General features: G+C 57.1%; 20 protein-coding genes. 14 read left to right on the top strand and 6 right to left on the bottom strand.

Going from position 1 to position 15982, the window contains the following annotated elements; genetic code table 11:
• Window positions 1–2: 2 nt before the first annotated feature.
• Both Q1K07_RS16375 and Q1K07_RS16370 read left to right on the top strand, forming a co-directional pair.
• Entirely contained in the window at window positions 3–305 is a 303-nt protein-coding gene (locus tag Q1K07_RS16375; protein ID WP_300313224.1) for a cory-CC-star protein, read from the top strand.
• A 128-nt stretch (window positions 306–433) separates the two neighbouring features.
• Window positions 434–1441 (top strand): ArsA family ATPase, encoded by a 1008-nt coding sequence (locus tag Q1K07_RS16370; RefSeq protein ID WP_300313222.1) that lies wholly within the window; start codon window positions 434–436, stop codon window positions 1439–1441.
• 48 nt (window positions 1442–1489) lie between these two features.
• On the opposite strand, the gene Q1K07_RS16365 is transcribed toward Q1K07_RS16370, so the two are convergent.
• Window positions 1490–2404, bottom strand: coding sequence for a LysR family transcriptional regulator (locus Q1K07_RS16365; RefSeq protein WP_300313219.1), 915 nt, complete (start codon window positions 2402–2404; stop codon window positions 1490–1492).
• 173 nt (window positions 2405–2577) lie between these two features.
• Between Q1K07_RS16365 and Q1K07_RS16360 the strand changes: the two genes are divergently transcribed.
• The 4 genes from Q1K07_RS16360 (at window position 2578) to Q1K07_RS16345 (ending at window position 5374) form a co-directional block, all read left to right on the top strand.
• Window positions 2578–2985: a ketosteroid isomerase-related protein gene (locus Q1K07_RS16360; protein WP_300313216.1), complete on the top strand. Its 408-nt coding sequence runs from the start codon at window positions 2578–2580 to the stop codon at window positions 2983–2985.
• 1 nt (window position 2986) lies between these two features.
• On the top strand, window positions 2987–3595 hold the full coding sequence (locus Q1K07_RS16355; protein ID WP_300313213.1) for a GNAT family N-acetyltransferase: 609 nt from the start codon (window positions 2987–2989) through the stop codon (window positions 3593–3595).
• 55 nt (window positions 3596–3650) lie between these two features.
• On the top strand, window positions 3651–4553 hold the full coding sequence (locus Q1K07_RS16350) for a carbon-nitrogen hydrolase family protein (RefSeq protein ID WP_300313209.1): 903 nt from the start codon (window positions 3651–3653) through the stop codon (window positions 4551–4553).
• 140 nt (window positions 4554–4693) lie between these two features.
• Window positions 4694–5374 carry a phosphoribosyltransferase gene (locus Q1K07_RS16345; protein ID WP_300313207.1) on the top strand — a complete coding sequence of 227 codons (681 nt, stop codon included), beginning with the start codon at window positions 4694–4696 and terminating at the stop codon, window positions 5372–5374.
• A gap of 72 nt (window positions 5375–5446) precedes the next feature.
• Here Q1K07_RS16345 and Q1K07_RS16340 read toward each other — a convergent pair whose 3' ends face one another.
• Entirely contained in the window at window positions 5447–6262 is an 816-nt protein-coding gene (locus Q1K07_RS16340) for an aminotransferase class IV family protein (protein WP_300313205.1), read from the bottom strand.
• An 88-nt stretch (window positions 6263–6350) separates the two neighbouring features.
• Between Q1K07_RS16340 and Q1K07_RS16335 the strand changes: the two genes are divergently transcribed.
• Entirely contained in the window at window positions 6351–6716 is a 366-nt protein-coding gene (locus Q1K07_RS16335) for a MerR family transcriptional regulator (protein ID WP_300313203.1), read from the top strand.
• A gap of 115 nt (window positions 6717–6831) precedes the next feature.
• Window positions 6832–7185: a VOC family protein gene (locus tag Q1K07_RS16330; protein WP_300313200.1), complete on the top strand. Its 354-nt coding sequence runs from the start codon at window positions 6832–6834 to the stop codon at window positions 7183–7185.
• Between the two features lie 17 nt (window positions 7186–7202).
• Here the strand turns inward: Q1K07_RS16330 and Q1K07_RS16325 are convergent, their stop codons facing one another.
• Entirely contained in the window at window positions 7203–8354 is a 1152-nt protein-coding gene (locus Q1K07_RS16325) for a multidrug effflux MFS transporter (RefSeq protein ID WP_300313197.1), read from the bottom strand.
• 104 nt (window positions 8355–8458) lie between these two features.
• Here Q1K07_RS16325 and Q1K07_RS16320 point away from each other — a divergent pair, with 104 nt between their 5' ends.
• Both Q1K07_RS16320 and Q1K07_RS16315 read left to right on the top strand, forming a co-directional pair.
• Complete coding sequence (locus Q1K07_RS16320; RefSeq protein WP_300313195.1) at window positions 8459–9235, top strand: helix-turn-helix transcriptional regulator; 777 nt, start codon at window positions 8459–8461, stop codon at window positions 9233–9235.
• 143 nt (window positions 9236–9378) lie between these two features.
• Window positions 9379–10272, top strand: a complete 894-nt coding sequence (locus Q1K07_RS16315; protein WP_300313192.1) for a dihydrodipicolinate synthase family protein — start codon at window positions 9379–9381, stop codon at window positions 10270–10272.
• 2 nt (window positions 10273–10274) lie between these two features.
• On the opposite strand, the gene Q1K07_RS16310 is transcribed toward Q1K07_RS16315, so the two are convergent.
• Window positions 10275–11171, bottom strand: coding sequence for a LysR substrate-binding domain-containing protein (locus Q1K07_RS16310; RefSeq protein WP_300313189.1), 897 nt, complete (start codon window positions 11169–11171; stop codon window positions 10275–10277).
• Between the two features lie 115 nt (window positions 11172–11286).
• On the opposite strand from Q1K07_RS16310, the gene Q1K07_RS16305 reads away from it, so the two are divergent.
• The 3 genes from Q1K07_RS16305 to Q1K07_RS16295 all read left to right on the top strand — a co-directional run bounded on the left by Q1K07_RS16305 (window position 11287) and on the right by Q1K07_RS16295 (window position 13594).
• Window positions 11287–12003, top strand: a complete 717-nt coding sequence (locus Q1K07_RS16305; RefSeq protein WP_300313186.1) for an NAD(P)H-dependent oxidoreductase — start codon at window positions 11287–11289, stop codon at window positions 12001–12003.
• A 127-nt stretch (window positions 12004–12130) separates the two neighbouring features.
• Entirely contained in the window at window positions 12131–12568 is a 438-nt protein-coding gene (locus Q1K07_RS16300; RefSeq protein ID WP_300313183.1) for an Rrf2 family transcriptional regulator, read from the top strand.
• Window positions 12569–12688: 120 nt separating this feature from the next.
• On the top strand, window positions 12689–13594 hold the full coding sequence (locus Q1K07_RS16295; protein ID WP_300313181.1) for an NAD(P)/FAD-dependent oxidoreductase: 906 nt from the start codon (window positions 12689–12691) through the stop codon (window positions 13592–13594).
• A 10-nt stretch (window positions 13595–13604) separates the two neighbouring features.
• On the opposite strand, the gene Q1K07_RS16290 is transcribed toward Q1K07_RS16295, so the two are convergent.
• Entirely contained in the window at window positions 13605–14375 is a 771-nt protein-coding gene (locus Q1K07_RS16290; RefSeq protein WP_300313178.1) for a helix-turn-helix transcriptional regulator, read from the bottom strand.
• A gap of 76 nt (window positions 14376–14451) precedes the next feature.
• On the opposite strand from Q1K07_RS16290, the gene Q1K07_RS16285 reads away from it, so the two are divergent.
• On the top strand, window positions 14452–15291 hold the full coding sequence (locus tag Q1K07_RS16285; protein ID WP_366945088.1) for a sulfite exporter TauE/SafE family protein: 840 nt from the start codon (window positions 14452–14454) through the stop codon (window positions 15289–15291).
• Window positions 15292–15415: 124 nt separating this feature from the next.
• Here the strand turns inward: Q1K07_RS16285 and Q1K07_RS16280 are convergent, their stop codons facing one another.
• Window positions 15416–15721, bottom strand: coding sequence for a hypothetical protein (locus Q1K07_RS16280; RefSeq protein WP_300313176.1), 306 nt, complete (start codon window positions 15719–15721; stop codon window positions 15416–15418).
• Between the last annotated feature and the right edge of the window lie 261 nt (window positions 15722–15982).

Genomic DNA, 15982 nt, shown 5'->3' with positions numbered 1-15982 from the left:
GAATGCATAATGATGATGACAAGGAGCATGATCCGCGCCTCAAACGGGTTCGAGCCTGGCTGAGCCAGGCTCGATTCTTCGCGGAAGAAACCTATTCTGTCCGCTATCGTGGCGCCATCGCCCGGGCCCAGCGGGATGAGGACGACTTGTTCATGCTGTTGGTATTCTCCGAGATGATGGGGATGCCCAACCCGGTGGCCTACTACACCCTGGAGCTTCAGCCGCTGCTGCTGGAGCGCTTCCACGACTGGCACAAGCGCATGGGCATGGAGCATTCGCCGCTCGATCATTTCAGGTGCTGCTGATTTATTCAGCGTTTCCCATAAGCATCATAACTGCTACCGCGCAATGGTCTTCCTGTCTCCGCTGCTGAGGATGATTGCGTCAATGGAAAGGGCGTGGAATGGACACAGGAAAAGCCATGAAAGGGTGCATGAAAGCGTTACTGGAAAAGCGCTTGCTGTGGGTGGGGGGCAAGGGTGGCGTAGGCAAGACCACCGTATCTGCTGCACTGGCGGTGCTGGCGGCGCGGCGCGGCCAGCGAGTATTGGTGGTTTCCACCGACCCTGCCCATAGCCTGGGGGATGTCTTCGACCGTGAGTTGGGCGATGTTCCACGACGCCTGCTACCCGGGCTGGAGGCCATGGAGATTGACCCCGACGTTGAGGTGGAATCCTACCTGACAAGAGTTACGCAACAGATGCGCCGCTATGCTGCCCCAGAAATGATGAAGGAACTGGAGCGTCAGATGCGTATGACCCGGCAATCTCCAGGGACTCAGGAGGCTGCTTTGCTGGAGCGGTTGTCGCGGTTGATCACCGAGGATGACTCTGACCATGACCTGCTCATCATCGACACGGCACCTACCGGCCATACTTTGAGACTCCTGAGTCTTCCCGAAGCCATGGTCGCCTGGACCGATGGCTTGCTGGCCCATAACCGCAAGTCCAAGGAGCTCGGCAAGGTCCTTTCCCACCTGACACCCAAGCGCGGCCGAGATGTCTCCACCCCCTTTGATGATCCTCAGGAGGATCCGCTGTCCGACCTCGACGAGCGAACCCGTGATGTGGCTCGTACGCTGATCGAGCGGCGCCGGCTCTTTCATCGTGCTCGGCGATGCATCGAGTCTGCTGGGCAGACAGGGTTTCTTTTCGTGCTGACCCCGGAGCGTCTGCCTATTCTCGAAACCGTGCGCGCAGTGGCAGCACTGGAAGAGGTACATATTCCGGTGGCCGGTACGCTGGTCAACCGTGTGATTCCTGTGCAGGCCGATGGTGATTTCCTGAGTGCCCGTCGCGAACAGGAAGCTCGCTATCTCGAGCGTATCGACACCGAGCTTGGCCATTTGCCGCGGCCACGACTTCCTTGGCTGCCCACCGATGTACAGGGGCTGGAGATATTGGAATCTCTGGCAGATTACCTTGAGGAAGAGGGGTTCTGACGGATGGCCTGTTCGATGGTGGTTCGGCCGTGGAGTGGGGTCAACAACCTAGCATTGGCCTGAAAAGTCAGCCAGTTCGCTGACGGCGTTGGACAAGGCATCGAACATGACTCGCACGCGCCCGGGAACAGGCCCACGTTGAGGCCGGTAGACGTACAAGCCCCATGCGGGAGGTGCCTGATCCTCAAGGACTTTCACCAGTTTACCGCTGGCGATGTAGGGGTGGGCCATGTAGTCAGCGAGTTGGGCGAAGGCAATACCGGCCAGCACGGCGCCCATCTCCATGTCTGCGTCGTCGGCGATCACGGCAGGTGATGGCGGCACCCATTGCCGTCCGCCCTTGAAGTACCAGGGCCAGGGGCGGCCGGTGTTGATATCGAGTGCCGCCGTGACAGGCAGGTGGGCCAGGGCGTCGATATCATGTGGTGTTCCGACACGCTCGATAAGTGCTGGGCTGGCCACCGTATGCAGCTGCATCTGACCTGCCTGGCGGGCGACAAATCGGCTATCACGCATGAAGCCGACCCGCAGGCCGACATCGATGCCTTCATCGACGGCATCACTGATACGGTCTGACAGGCGCAGATCAAGCACAATACCGGGGTGATGGGCGGCGACATGCTGCATGGCGGGCAATACGGCTCGTGCACCGAGGCTATGTGGTGCGGTGACGCGGACCAGACCGCTGAGGGCTACATCCTCTTTCGTGCCGGGAGGGCGCCACAGGTCCTCGAACTGCTCAAGCACGGGGCGAGAGCGGGCGAGTAGCGTTTCGCCGAAGGCGGTGATCCGCACCTGTCGCGTATTGCGATGAAACAGCAACTCGCCGTAATGCGCTTCCAATTGCTGGATGGCACGCGTGACGCCCTGGGGTGACAGGCTGAGCCGAACCGCCGTTTCACGAAAGCTCGGTGATTCCGCGGCTGCCCGGAAGATCCGCAGCAATTCGAGTTCGTTCTGCATCGTGACGCTCCGACCTGGCCCCATTCTGGGTCATTCTATGCCACGACTTTTGTTCCACAAACTGGAATTATGAAATCGACATGATTCCATATACAGCGATGCGCATGCCTTTTCATACTGCTGCCCGGCCATTGAATGGCTCGCAGAGCGGATCGAACAATGTGGAGACCTGAATGAACACGCTGGACCTGATCAATGCCTACTACGCCGCGTTCAATCGTGGCGATCGCGAGGCCATGCTCGCGCTGCTGTCAGATGATGTCGTGCACGATCTCAACCAGGGCGAGCGCGAAATCGGACGCGACGCTTTCCGTACCTTCCTCGAGCGCATGGATCGCAGTTACAGCGAGCAGCTGCATGACATCGTGGTGATGCCAAGTGCCGATGGTTCACGGGCGGGGGCCGAGTATGTCGTGCATGGCATCTATCGGGTCACCGACGAGGGGCTGCCCGAGGCGAACGGTCAGCGTTATGTGCTGCCGGGTGGGGCGTTCTTTGATATTCGAGATGGCCAGATCACGCGAGTCACCAACTACTACAACCTGGGTGACTGGATGGCGCAGGTCGCTGGAGATGCCTGAGGTGAGTGCTGGCCTGCAGGTGATCGTGTGTCGCGGAGGTGACATCGCTGAGTGGCTATCAGAGGTGGCACAGCTGCGCATCGACGTGTTTCGCGACTATCCCTATCTCTATGATGGCGATGTGGATTACGAAGCCAATTATCTGCAGACCTACACCCGTGCATCAGATGCACTGCTCGTCCTTGCGCTGGATGGCGAGCGAGTCGTCGGTGCATCCACTGGCCTGCCGCTGGCTGAGGCGGAAACGGATTTCCAGGCACCATTCCTCGAGCGTGGCATGGACATGGACGATGTCTTCTACTTCGGCGAATCCATCTTGCTGCCCGAATATCGCGGCCAAGGGCTGGGCCATCGCTTCTTCGACGAGCGCGAGGCGCATGCCCGTGCGCTCGGCACCTTCAAGTGGACAGCTTTCGCTGCGGTCGATCGCAGCGAGGATGATCCACGGCGTCCTGCCGGTTATCGTGCCAATGATCCATTCTGGACCCGCCGTGGATACGTTCGGCATCCCGACATGCAGATGCAGCTGGCCTGGAAACAGATCGGGGACGAGCGAGAAACAGAGCAAGCCCTGACCTTCTGGCTGCGTCCCTTGGAGAAGGTACATTGAGCAAGAGATTCGCGAGAAAGATATCCCCGGAAAAGACATCTGTGAGCAAGACACCATGAGAGTCGCCGTAGCCAAGTATCCGGTACAGGCACCGGAAGATTTTACGCAGTTCGCTGCCCGGCAGCGTCAGTTGCTGTCGGAAGCCCGGCAGGCGGGAGCGGAACTGGCAGTATTGCCCGAGTACCTTTCACTCGAACTGGCAGGAATGTTTGCGGACGATATCCGGGGAGACATGCATAAGTCGCTGGTGGCACTGCAACGTTTCCAGCAGGACTGGATAACGCTGTATGCAGATCTCTCCCGGGAGTTGGGCCTGATCATCCAGGCTGGCACCTTCCTTACCGCAGTGGGTGATGGGCGTTATCGCAATCGCGCCTGGTGGTTCGCTCCAGACGGACGACAGGGATATCAGGACAAGCTTCAATTGACCGGCTTTGAAAAGGCTGCCGAAGTGATCGATGGCGGCGATGTCCTGAACGTGTTCGACATGAACGGCATCCGTACCGGTATTGCCGTGTGCTACGACTCGGAATTCCCTCTACCAGTGCGGGCTCAGCAAGAGGCAGGCGCCCGCCTGTTGCTTGTACCGAGCTGCACCGACCTGGCTGCCGGTGCCACGCGGGTACGCGTGGGTTGCATGGCGCGGGCACTGGAAAACCGCATGTTCGTGGCACATGCCGTCACCGCGGGGGATGCCGAGTGGAGCCCGGCGCTGGATACGAATACCGGAGAAGCCGCGCTCTATGCGCCAATGGACCATGGCTTTCCCGACGACGGCATTCTTGCCATCACCGAGGGTGACCAGGTGTGGGCGGTGGCCGACCTTGACTTTGACGCGCTCGAAGAGAGCCGGGTTCAGGCCCAGGTCGCCGTGGACCGGGATTGGGAAGGGCAGTTTGTGCCAGCGTGTCGGCAAGCCATCCTGCAGACGGGAAAAGTGGACGAGGCGGTCGACTGAAATGCCAGGCGAATCTTCGTTATGCCCTGTTTCCCCTGGACTAGACTTGGTAGGTGAATGGCAGACTTGCTTGGTCATCGGTGAGATTTGATAGATAAACGGCGAGTGTCGTTCAGCGCACATGTCGTCAGGAAGTCATCATGGGCAGCCACTTTGCCAGCCGTACGGAAGCGGGGCAGCTTCTGGCAGAACGTCTCAAGGAAAGGCATTACGCGAAACCGGTCGCCTTGGCGTTGCCGCGTGGTGGCGTGCCTGTCGCGTTGGAAATTGCCAAAGTGCTCCAGGCGCCCCTGGATCTGCTGCTCGTGCGCAAGATAGGAGTACCTTACCAGCCCGAACTGGCACTGGGGGCAGTGGTCGATGGTGATACGCCTCAGGTGGTGGTCAATGAGGATATCAAGCAGCACGCGAACGTCAGCGACGAAGAGTTCGAGGTGCTCAAGGCCCATGAGCTGAGGGAAATCGAGCGTCGCCGGTCGAGTTACCTGAAAGGGCGCAAGCGCGTCAGTGTGAAGGGCATGACGGCCATCGTCATCGACGATGGGATCGCCACTGGCGCCACGGTGCGTGCTGCACTCAAGGCATTGCGTCTGGCCGAGCCGGACAGGCTTGTGCTGGCGGTTCCCGTGGCTCCCAAGGATACGCTGCAGCAGTTGCGAAGCGAAGTCGACGAGATTGTCTGCATCGAAAGTCCTGAGCTTTTCTATTCCATCAGCCCCTACTATGACGACTTTCAGCAGGTGAGTGATCAGCAGGTCATCGCCTGGCTTGCCGAAGGTGACCAGATTGCCACATCGGCAAGCCAGGATAACGCTGATTGACTGGCAGAATGCAATGGTCGCAATGACCGATGCCGTGTCATGCAGATAGAGGTACAGGCAATTCAGAGGACCTCAGAAGGCGCTTTCAGGCTCTGCTTCGTAGGCTTCATGCAGCAAGCGAATGAATGGGGTGGCTTCGGCAATGTCATGCATCCCTATGGCGGTGACGGCAATACCTGGTGTCCATGAATTCATCACCGCTGCGCCGGATAAATTGGCAAGGCGCGCGACGCTGATGTCTTCATGACGTTGGGGGATGCCAAGCCGTTCCAGTTGCCGTTGAACGATGCTCATCATGGTGCCACGCAACATGTCCGCCTTTGGCCAGATGACGCTTTCACCGTCCCAGAAGGCCAGGTTCCATATGGTCGCCTCACTCAAGCGACCATGGCGATCGGTAAACGCGGCATCGTCAAAGCCCTGGCGAATGGCCTGGTGCAGGTAATAGGTCTTGCCGGCCTCGCCAACATGCTTGATGGCAGCCAGCGGCCTTTCGTGTTCCACGATGCCCAGTCTTAGCGGCCCTTCAGGGCCATTGGATGGGGCACTGGTACGAACCAAAACCGAGGGTTCCACATCCATGCTGTCTGCGGTGAACTCGCCATGGCGAGAAAAGACGGTCACGATCAATGACAGGTCTTCTGGGCTCTTGTCGATGGCTGTCTTGATATGGGACTGCAACGGTTCGTCGGGTAGCGCCTTGCCAAAGAACTCGATGGAGGCGTTGCGCAGGCGCTCCAGGTGCAGGTCCAGCCCTTTGACTTTGCCGTTTCGCACCTGCATCGCCGTAAAGTGGGCGAAGCCTGAAAAGGCCAGGGGAACCAGTTCTTCCTGTGTGGCTGGACGGCCATTGAGCTGAGCTTGGTAGAGGCTGGCTTCATTGGACATGTCGTTTGCTCCCGTGTGGATGCACATCAAAGAGCCGCTACCATAAACCCTGACAGTGCTGTCAGAGTCAAGGGAGTGAAATGCAGAGATGAAGATAGGCGAACTATCGAAGCGCACTGGTGTAAGTGTTCGCATGCTGCGTTATTACGAGGCCGAAGGGCTGCTCAAGCCGCACCGTACCGCCAGCGGTTATCGTGACTATGACCCCGCAGAGGTTCGCACGGTCGAGCGGATCAGACTGCTGGGCTCTGCAGGCATGACGCTGGCGACGATTCGTCAGTTCCTGCCCTGTGTGAGAGGCGACGGACCCATCTTCGAACCATGTGACGAGCTGCGCAATACCTTGCATGAGCAAATTCGCCTGGCCGACCAGAAGGCGCAAGAGCTCGCGCAAAGCCGTAAGGTTCTGGAGACGTTTTTATATGAAATAGAACATGGAATCGGCCAGGAATAAATGGTTCGATCATGCGATGTGAAAGCAAGCTTAATGAAGCTGACTTTGGTGCTGGTTCTTACAAAAATCTTTAAAAATAATTCTTTTAAAACGGAATATATGGATGGGGCGGTGCATGAAAGTCAAACGTATCATGTCCAATGTCGCGACATCAGATCTTAAGAAAGCGAAGGCCTTTTACGGTGACATACTGGGTCTTGAGCTGATCATGGATCATGGCTGGTTCCAGACATATGGCTCGGGCGCGACGATGACAGTTCAAGTAAGCTTTGGAACCGAGGGCGGCTCAGGGACGCCAGTACCTGACCTGTCGATCGAAGTCGATGACCTGGATGCTGCGTTGGCCAGATTCCACCGTGCGGGTGTAGCTATTGAATACGGGCCAGTAAACGAACCATGGGGAGTACGGCGGTTCTACGTTCGTGATCCTTTCGGCAAGCTGGTCAATATCTTGCAGCATGGGTGTTGAAAAAATAAGCTCGGATGTCAGCTTGTCGCTTTTCTGAGTGTTGCAAAATGCGCATGAGTTGCGCAGAGCAACGCACCAATACCGCAGCAGAAAAGTACTTCTCCAAGGCGCTGTATCTCGGAAGTCATCATCAGTCCGATACCTAGCATCAAATAATAGAGAAGGCCAAGCACAGCGCCTGCTGTTCCTTTGCGGTCTGCATAATTCGCTAGTGCTGTTGCCAGGATATTGGGGATGGCAATGCCATAGGCCATCACGACCAGAACCATCGGCATGATGAATCTCCATGTCGATGCAATAGTTACTCCCATCGCGCCTATCAAGACCAGCAATGCTGCCAGCAACACCAGGAAGCTCGATGACCACCCTGCCTTGAGCAGATAATGGTTCAACAGTGCTCCCAGGCCAACGCCACAGGCCATGGCCATGCCACTATAGCCAAACATTTCATTCGAAAGCCCCATTCTCTTGAAGTCGAAGGGAGCTAATTGATAGTAGGCAAAGAGGCATACATTGAATAACGCCACGAGAAGGGCTGTTCTCCAGATATCCTGGTCCTTGAGCATCATCATCAACGTCTGGGTAAGCGATACGCTGGCAATACGCGGGGGACGAGTTTCTGGCAGCATGATAGTGGACCAGCCGAGCAACACTGCGGCGAGCATGGCCAGGCAAGTAAACACACCCTGATAACCGGAATAATCTGTCAGTACGGCGCCACTGATCATGCCGAGAGCTGGGCTGGCAGCCAGTGCCACCCCCATCAACGCAAAAATGCGGGCCAGTTTTTCGCCATGATAGCTGTCGCGAAGCATGGTTTGCGTACCCACTGAGCCTACGGCTGCACCAAATGCCGCCAACATTCTTGCTATCAGCAGGCATTCAAAACTGGAACTCAACAAGGCAACCAAAGAGGCTACGCCGTAGAGTGACAGCCCTGCCAGCATGGTGGGACGCCGCCCCCATTGATCGCATGTGCGCCCCCATGTCACCACCCCGAGTGCAAAGGCGAGAAAGTACAGCGATAGCGTTTGTCCCGCATGCTCCGCAGTGACGGAGAAACCTCGGGCAATATCGGGTAATGCTGGACTATAGATGGTCTCGACGACCTGTGGGAACATCATCAGCGCTGTGGCCAATGGAAGCCCGGGAGGAGAGGGGCGTTGCATGATCTTTCATCGCCTGTAAGTGAATATGAGGCGATGGATCTTAGACATGCATTAAATGACCTGTTACAACAATTGTGACAATAAATGTTTGAGATCGGACAGCTATGGCATGGTTGCAGGCTGATGACGTTTTTTCACCGGATGTGTTGGGACAACCTGTGGTGGGTATCGCAGCCGACCTGAGGCATCATGACTCAGGTGTCCATCAGCACCACATGGGGCAACTACTGTTTGCCCAGCGGGGCTGTATTCGCATTACCCTGACGAACCAATTATGCATGCTGCCGCCGACGCGTGTTGCCTGGATTCCTCCCTTGGCACCCCATCGGGCTGAGATGATGGAGACGGTGGATTATCGGTCCATTTACCTCGATACCAAACAGGTTAGGGGATTGCCGGAAAGTGTCCAGGTGCTCGAGGTGACGCCGTTGTTGAGGGCTATTCTGGAGCGTATTGCTCTATCGCGCTTCGATACCGACTGGCAAGGAGGGCCCGCTGCCCATCTTTTAGCGGTATGCCTGGATGAAATTCATGCAGCACGTCGGGAGCCTACGCTTTTGCCGTTACCGATGGATAGTCGTCTTGCCAGAATGTCGTTGCACGAATTACCACCTCCTCTGGCGATATTTGCCACTCAGGTGGGAGCCAGTGAAAGGACTATTGGTAGGATATTTCGCCGCGAAACAGGATTTGGTTATCAACAATGGCGTCAACAATGGCGCTTGATCAAGGCGATTGAGTTACTGGCAAGAGGAGAGCGCACGACGGGAGTGGCCAGTGTGCTTGGCTTCACCAGCGACAGCGCCTTCATCGCTTTCTTCCGCAAGATGACAGGGTTTTCTCCTCGGGCTTATCTAACTCGGCATGAAAGCTCGGAGTGATAGTATCAGTGGAACAATGTCATGGCTCGGTGCAACCTGCCAAGGATGAGCGTTGCACTTGAGTGGTGAAGCCGATGTGGTACTTGTGCCTTTCGATTCCGACAGCTATTCGATATCGACCACAAAAATAGGGAGCTTTCTCGATGTTTTCCGGACTCAGTGCTTTTCCTTTGACACCGATGAATGAGAGCGGCATTGACGAGGCGGCGTTTGCCCGGCTGATCGATCGCCTGGTTGCTGCTGGGGTCGACTCCATCGGAGCGCTTGGATCGACGGGCAGCTATGCCTATCTCAATCGCGCTGAGCGGGAACAAGTGACACAGCTTGCAGTAGCACAGGCCGGCAAGGTACCGGTGATCGTCGGTATCGGCGCTCTGCGTACCCGTGATGTGCTGGATGCGGCTGAGGATGCACAAAAAGCCGGGGCAAGCGGTGTATTGCTGGCGCCAATGTCGTATCAGAAGTTGTCTGAAGATGAGGTTTTCGGCCTCTTTGAAAATGTGACGCGTCACCTCTCCGTGCCGTTATGTGTGTACGATAACCCGACGACCACGCACTTTACATTCAGCGACGAACTGCATGGTCGTATTGCTCAGCTAGCGAACGTAGGCTCGATCAAGATTCCCGGCGTTCCGGCAGATCCCGAAGCAGCCAAGGCACGAGTCGACCGCCTGCGGGCCCTGATTCCAGCGCATGTGACCATTGGCGTCAGCGGTGATGTCCTGGCAGCAACGGGCCTGAACGCAGGTTGTGATGCATGGTATTCGGTCATCGGCGGGTTATTCCCCAAGACAGCGCTGGCGATCACGCGTGCTGCACAGAAGGGCGATGCTCACCAGGCCATGCGCCTGTCCGAGCGCTTGCAACCCTTGTGGGAGCTGTTTGGCCAGTATGGTGGAAGTCTGCGTGTGATGGCCGCTGCCGCCGAGCTTCAGGGACTGGTCGAGTCGCCATGCCTGCCTCTGCCGCTCAAGGCGCTGGAAGGCCCGAGCAGACAGAAGCTGGCAACACTTCTCGAAGCACTGGAACTGGCATGATGTCATGAAGTTTCTGGCGCGTATCGAGACATGCGCGTCAGCCATGCTTCCACGGTGGCAACGGCTTCTGATGTCGGGCGGTTGCGGGACTTGAGGATGTGATAGGACATTCCCTTGAGAACCGGCTCAGAGACGACTTGCAGCAGCCCTTGCTCGAGTTCTTCTTCCACCAGCAGCAGGCTCAATAGCGCCACCCCGTGGCCCGCAACGGTGGCTTGAATGGCGTGGCTTTCCTCGGAATAACAGATGCCATGTTCCAGGCTTGCCGAGGCATATCCCGCAGCCTGCGCCCAGGCATCCCAGGTCAGATCTACCATCAGGGGGCGATCCCAGTCGAAGTGGATCAAGGGCCACTGCGTAGCATCCTGACCGAGTGTCGTCAGCAGCGAGGGACAGGCAACCGGGGCAAAATGATCCTCCATCAATAAGGTCGATATCAGGCCCTCAAAAGGGCCATGGCCATAGCGGATGGCCAGATCTGCCGTTGCGGCATTCAGGTTGACCGGCGTGTTGGAAGCATGAACATGCAGGTCAATATCGGGATGTTCTGCCTGAAAGGATGCCAGCCTTGGCACCAGCCACTTGCTCGCGAATGCCGGTGTCGTGGATAGCGTGACCGATGCGCGGCCCGCATTGCGCACTTGCTCGACGCCCGCGGCAATACTCTCCAGGCCGTTGCGCACGGCCGTGAATAGCGTCTGGCCATTGGCAGTCAGTTCGATTGCCCGCACCTTGCGCAGGAACAGGGGCTTTTCGAAGTATTCCTCCAGATCCCGGATGCGGTGGCTGATGGCCATCGGTGTGACGGCGAGTTCTTCGGCCGCTTTCTTGAAACTGCGCAAACGTGCTGCCGCCTCAAACGCGCGAAGAGATGTCAGCGAGGGAAGTCGCATGCTCATATATGGGTGATCTCATATCATCTATGTGCTGAGAACATGTCGTTTGTTTGTTGCATTGGCTTCATCAAGACTTGCAGTTGATGAATATATATCACCTGAAAGGAGTTTGATGCACATGACCACGCTATTGCACATCGATGCCAGCGCTCGCTCGGGAAGTTCTGACACGGTTGCCCATGGTTCACATTCGCGCCGACTGACTTCTCGCTTTGTCAGGCAATGGACAACCCTGCACCCGGAAACACGAGTGATCTATCGAGATGTCGGCCAGGAGTCACCATCTCCCATCACGGGAAAATGGATACATGCTGCCTTCACTCCCGAACATGCTCGCGAAGACTGGATGCATGAGGAGCTGCGTGCCAGTGATGTGCTGATTGATGAATTGCTCAAGGCCGACATCATCGTGGCGGGTGTGCCGATGTACAACTTCGGCCCTCCCGCGCAGTTCAAGGCATATATCGACAATATCGTACGTGTGGGACGTACATTCGGTTTTGATAGAAGTCGACAGGGCGAACCTTACTGGCCATTGCTGGCGGAAGCAGGGAAACGCCTGGTGATTCTTTCATCGCGTGGCGACTACGGCTATCAGCTTGGTGGGCGTATCGCTCATCGCAATCATGTGGAGTCATCGGTACGCACGGCGTTTGCGTACATCGGCGTGACCGATGTGCATGAAGCGGCCATCGAGTACGACGAGTTTGCTGACCACCGTCTGGCAGCTTCGATCCGGCAAGGGGAGGCAGCCGTTGATGAGCTGGTGGCCAAGCTCGGTGACAAGCCGCTTGAAGGTGTTCAGCACAGAGACCAGGAGTGCCTGACTGACTGAGAATGCGGTCGCTGCTGCTTCCAGGTGTTTTTGTCTAGAGGTGCTTTTTCCTATTGGTGCTTTTTTCTATTGGTGCTTTTGTCTGGTGCGCTTGCTTGATCGGATTTCATGTACTATTGTTTGTTACATGAAAAAAGACAGCAAACTTTCCTCCGTCCTTCATGTGCTGCTGCACATGGCGCATAGCGGTCAGCCGCTCACTTCCGAGCAGTTGGCCGCTTTCTTGCACACCAATGCCGTGGTGGTGCGGCGTATGCTCGCCGGACTGCGTGAGCTGGGTTATGTCGATTCGGTAAAAGGGCACGGCGGTGGTTGGTCCATCACCTGTGACCTGAAGCAGGTCACGTTGCGCGATATCTATGATGCCGTGGGCACACCATCGGTATTTGCCATGGGGCACCGAGTCGAGGACCCACAATGCCTGGTGGAGCAGGCAGTCAACCAGGCGCTCGATGAGGCTTTCCGTGATGCTGAAGCGTTGCTGATCGAACGCTTGAGCGATGTCACGCTGGCTGACCTGTCGGACGATTTCAATCGGCGCTTTCGTATCCAGTCTCAAGCCTAGTGCCAGCCCTCCGTCACGACCGCAATCTCAACGCTTGCTTCAGCCTGCCCCAACCTTCTTTTCAGGCCTGTTCCAAACGCTATTTCCCACGCTATTTCCAACCCCCGAGGAGTCACCATCATGACCATTGAGCGACATGCAAGAGATGCAGATGTCATCGTGATTGGCGGCAGTTATGCCGGTCAGTCGGCGGCCATGCAATTGGCCAGGGCACGTAGGCGTGTGGTGGTCATGGATGCCGGGATACGCCGCAATCGCTTTGCTGCATCGTCCCATGGCGTGGTCGGCCAGGATGGGCGCTCGCCTGATGCCATTGCCTTGGATGGGCGACGTCAGGTGGAGGCATACCCCAATGTCGAGTGGTTGGAAGATTCGGCACTGCAGGCGCGTCATGGGAACCAGGGGTTTGAAGTGGAAAGTGCGTCGGGTAAATGCTTTCGGGCTGCCACGCTGGTCATTGCAACAGGAGTGGTCGATGAAATGCCCGATATTGAAGGGCTGGAACCACGCTGGGGGAAAAGCGTATTCCACTGTCCATATTGCCACGGATACGAGTTGGAGCAAGGGCGTATCGGTGTGATCGCCGTGGGCCCCATGTCATTGCACCATGCCATGATGCTGCCGGACTGGGGGGATGTCACCCTGTTCACCAATCAAGCATGGGAGCTCGACCCCGGCGAGCGTCAGGCATTGATTGACAGAGGCGTGACCATCGAAGCGCAAGGCATCAAGCGTATTGTCGATACAGCAACGATCGAGTTGCTGGATGATCGGCAGGTCGCACTCAATGGCATCTTTATCGCCAGCCGCACGCGCATGGCGAGCCCGATCGCAGAACAGTTGGGCTGTGCCATGGAAGAGGGTCCCATGGGGCCATATATCGTCACCGATGATACCAAGGAAACCTCAGTGCCTGGTGTGTTCGCGTGTGGTGATGCCGCGCGTATGGCAGGCAGCGTGACCTTTGCTCTGGGGGATGGTGCCCAAGCGGGAATATCGGCACACCGCAAGCTCATCTTCGCGTGACGCGCGCGTATCACGCGGATGTGTGCACGAATGACGTAGGTGACTTTCCCAGGACTCTGCGGAACATGCTGGAGAAGGCACTGGGACTGTCATAACCGAGATCCAGCGCCACCTGGGTGACCGGCGTACCGGACAACAGTCTGGGGAGTGCGGCCATCAGGCAGGCCTGTTGCCGCCATGTGGCGAACGACATGCCTGTCTGCTGGCGGAACAGCCGGCTGAAGGTACGCTGGCTCTTGTTCAGTTGTCGGGCCCAGTCCTCAGGACGGGTACCGATATGGGGTTGCTGCAGGAAATGCTTGCACAGCCTGGCAAGGTGCTGCTCCCGGGGCAGTGGGGCAAACAGTGGCAATGTCTGTGCCAGGCGCAGCTCATGCAGCAGCAGTTGTGCCAGGGCGCCATCGCGTCCGTCTTCTTCATACCGAGCAGGCATGCTGGCAGATGCCAGCAGCAACTGATGCAGCAAGGGGGAAACGACCAGGACTTCGCAATAGCTGGAAGGGCGTGGTGCAGCTTCTGGTTCTATGTACAGGCTACGCGTGCTGACGCCGTGCATGCGTACCTGATGGCGCTTTCGCGCAGGAATCCAGACGCCGTTATAGGGTGGTACTACCCAGCTCCCATCATCGGTTTCGACTTCCATCAAGCCTGTCATACCGTACAGGAACTGAGCGCGACGGTGGTCATGAGTATCGAGCAATGTGCCGCTAGCGTAGTCGGTGCCGATGGCCACGATAGGGCGTGCGATGTGATCCACGCTGTGCAAAGGGATGTTGAGCATCGTCTTCTCTTGGCTGAAACAAGATGATTATTGTCTAACCCTCGAGAGTCAGCCAGTGCGGCACAAGCTATCGTCGATGGCACACATCATCGGATGGGGGCTTCGAGTGTATAGCGTGCTGTTGTTATGTGGAGGCATGGCGGGTGTCACCACGGTGCTGTTCGGGTTCGGCGGAGGCTTCGTCGTTGTTCCGCTGATGTATGCCATGCTGGTCATGAGCAATGGCGTAGACAGTGTAGTCGGCCAATCTGCGATGCATATTGCCGTGGCCACTTCCACGGCGGTGATGATCTTTGCTGCTCTGTTATCGACCTGGCGGCACCAGCGGGCGGGAACACTATCATGGCATCAAGTGAAGCCGCTGATCGGCTACATTGCCATCGGTGCTGTTGGTGGAGCGGCTGCAGCGCAGGCAGTGAGTGGGTCCTGGGTCCGCTGGGCCTTCGTTGTCTATCTGGTCGTCACGATCATGGACAGTATCCTGCGACCCGGGTTCATGCAGACAGAGACGTCGCTCATGCGTCCGATGGGGCGTTCGTTCACGGCTGTGGCAGGTACGGCCATCGGTGTCATTGCTGCCTTCCTGGGGGTGGGCGGCAGTGTGATGACGGTTCCGCTCATGCGCAGAAGGGGAGCAAGCATGACGGCGGCGACGGCCATGGCCAATCCGTTATCCTTACCGATGGCCATCACGGCGACGGCCACCTATGTGTTGCTGGCCAGGCATGATGTCTCTCTGGGACCCTGGCATGCAGGGTATGTCGATCTGAGGGCCTTCATGATGCTGGCATTGGGATCATGGCTTGGCATTCAGCTTGCCTCAACCTGGATTGGCCGTATCCCGGATCATGCCCACGCGAAGATCTATGTGTTGCTGCTGGTTCTGGTTCTGCTGGTCATGCTCGTGATCGGTTGATCCACCTGCACTCCTCCAGCAAGCACTTTGCAAGTTAGCACCTTGCAAGTAAGTGCTTGCTGGTGGAGTCGTCATTCATTATCGAAGCGTGGATGGGAAACCCGGATGACAAGAGGCATGTCTATCATTCATCGCCATCGAAAAGTTCCGCCTTGGTATCGCGCATGGCACTTTCGCAGGCAGCATGCTGGGCAAGTTCCATGATCAATTGCTGAGAGACAGCAAAGCCCTTGCCCAGGCAGGTATCAACCTCTTCACGTTCGATCTCAGGGCAGACATTGAGATCAAGCGTCAGGGTGCGCTGCGTCCCATCAATACGTTCCGCAATATTGCGTAGATACCAAGCCAATCGGTATCTCCAGCCGGCTGATGCGTCCACACCTTCGGTGACGTTCAGGGTGCATTGCCACTCTGCCTTGTACACCTTCATAGCGAACCTCCTTGCTGGCTGTAGGGATGATTTAGCGCGTGTCGGTTGTCTGCTCCTTCGTGGGGGATGAGGTAGTGCAGGTATTGGTTACAGCATAAGTGTCCTTGGACAGGTTGCCACGCTGTTTGTTGTTCTACCAGCGCGAATCTCCATGTCTTCACTGATGCGGAGCAAGACGTTAGTGAGTCCTCGCTGGGGGATGGGAAACAAGAGACGCAACGTCGCTTGATGTCGCCGTAGCCTGACGTATTGGCGCATCAG

The organism is Halomonas sp. (genome assembly GCF_029263665.1).
Lineage (GTDB): Bacteria > Pseudomonadota > Gammaproteobacteria > Pseudomonadales > Halomonadaceae > Halomonas.
This window is presented reverse-complemented; position numbering and strand designations above follow the sequence as displayed.

What these genes read in the sequence shown, in the direction of transcription:
- Q1K07_RS16375 (WP_300313224.1), top strand. Translation starts at nt 3, where the DNA reads ATGCATAATGATGATGACAAGGAGCATGATCCGCGCCTCAAACGGGTT.
- Q1K07_RS16370 (WP_300313222.1), top strand. Translation starts at nt 434, where the DNA reads ATGAAAGCGTTACTGGAAAAGCGCTTGCTGTGGGTGGGGGGCAAGGGT.
- Q1K07_RS16365 (WP_300313219.1), bottom strand. Translation starts at nt 2,404, where the DNA reads ATGCAGAACGAACTCGAATTGCTGCGGATCTTCCGGGCAGCCGCGGAA.
- Q1K07_RS16360 (WP_300313216.1), top strand. Translation starts at nt 2,578, where the DNA reads ATGAACACGCTGGACCTGATCAATGCCTACTACGCCGCGTTCAATCGT.
- Q1K07_RS16350 (WP_300313209.1), top strand. Translation starts at nt 3,651, where the DNA reads ATGAGAGTCGCCGTAGCCAAGTATCCGGTACAGGCACCGGAAGATTTT.
- Q1K07_RS16345 (WP_300313207.1), top strand. Translation starts at nt 4,694, where the DNA reads ATGGGCAGCCACTTTGCCAGCCGTACGGAAGCGGGGCAGCTTCTGGCA.
- Q1K07_RS16340 (WP_300313205.1), bottom strand. Translation starts at nt 6,262, where the DNA reads ATGTCCAATGAAGCCAGCCTCTACCAAGCTCAGCTCAATGGCCGTCCA.
- Q1K07_RS16335 (WP_300313203.1), top strand. Translation starts at nt 6,351, where the DNA reads ATGAAGATAGGCGAACTATCGAAGCGCACTGGTGTAAGTGTTCGCATG.
- Q1K07_RS16330 (WP_300313200.1), top strand. Translation starts at nt 6,832, where the DNA reads ATGAAAGTCAAACGTATCATGTCCAATGTCGCGACATCAGATCTTAAG.
- Q1K07_RS16325 (WP_300313197.1), bottom strand. Translation starts at nt 8,354, where the DNA reads ATGCAACGCCCCTCTCCTCCCGGGCTTCCATTGGCCACAGCGCTGATG.
- Q1K07_RS16320 (WP_300313195.1), top strand. Translation starts at nt 8,459, where the DNA reads ATGGCATGGTTGCAGGCTGATGACGTTTTTTCACCGGATGTGTTGGGA.
- Q1K07_RS16315 (WP_300313192.1), top strand. Translation starts at nt 9,379, where the DNA reads ATGTTTTCCGGACTCAGTGCTTTTCCTTTGACACCGATGAATGAGAGC.
- Q1K07_RS16310 (WP_300313189.1), bottom strand. Translation starts at nt 11,171, where the DNA reads ATGAGCATGCGACTTCCCTCGCTGACATCTCTTCGCGCGTTTGAGGCG.
- Q1K07_RS16305 (WP_300313186.1), top strand. Translation starts at nt 11,287, where the DNA reads ATGACCACGCTATTGCACATCGATGCCAGCGCTCGCTCGGGAAGTTCT.
- Q1K07_RS16300 (WP_300313183.1), top strand. Translation starts at nt 12,131, where the DNA reads ATGAAAAAAGACAGCAAACTTTCCTCCGTCCTTCATGTGCTGCTGCAC.
- Q1K07_RS16295 (WP_300313181.1), top strand. Translation starts at nt 12,689, where the DNA reads ATGACCATTGAGCGACATGCAAGAGATGCAGATGTCATCGTGATTGGC.
- Q1K07_RS16290 (WP_300313178.1), bottom strand. Translation starts at nt 14,375, where the DNA reads ATGCTCAACATCCCTTTGCACAGCGTGGATCACATCGCACGCCCTATC.
- Q1K07_RS16285 (WP_366945088.1), top strand. Translation starts at nt 14,452, where the DNA reads ATGGCACACATCATCGGATGGGGGCTTCGAGTGTATAGCGTGCTGTTG.
- Q1K07_RS16280 (WP_300313176.1), bottom strand. Translation starts at nt 15,721, where the DNA reads ATGAAGGTGTACAAGGCAGAGTGGCAATGCACCCTGAACGTCACCGAA.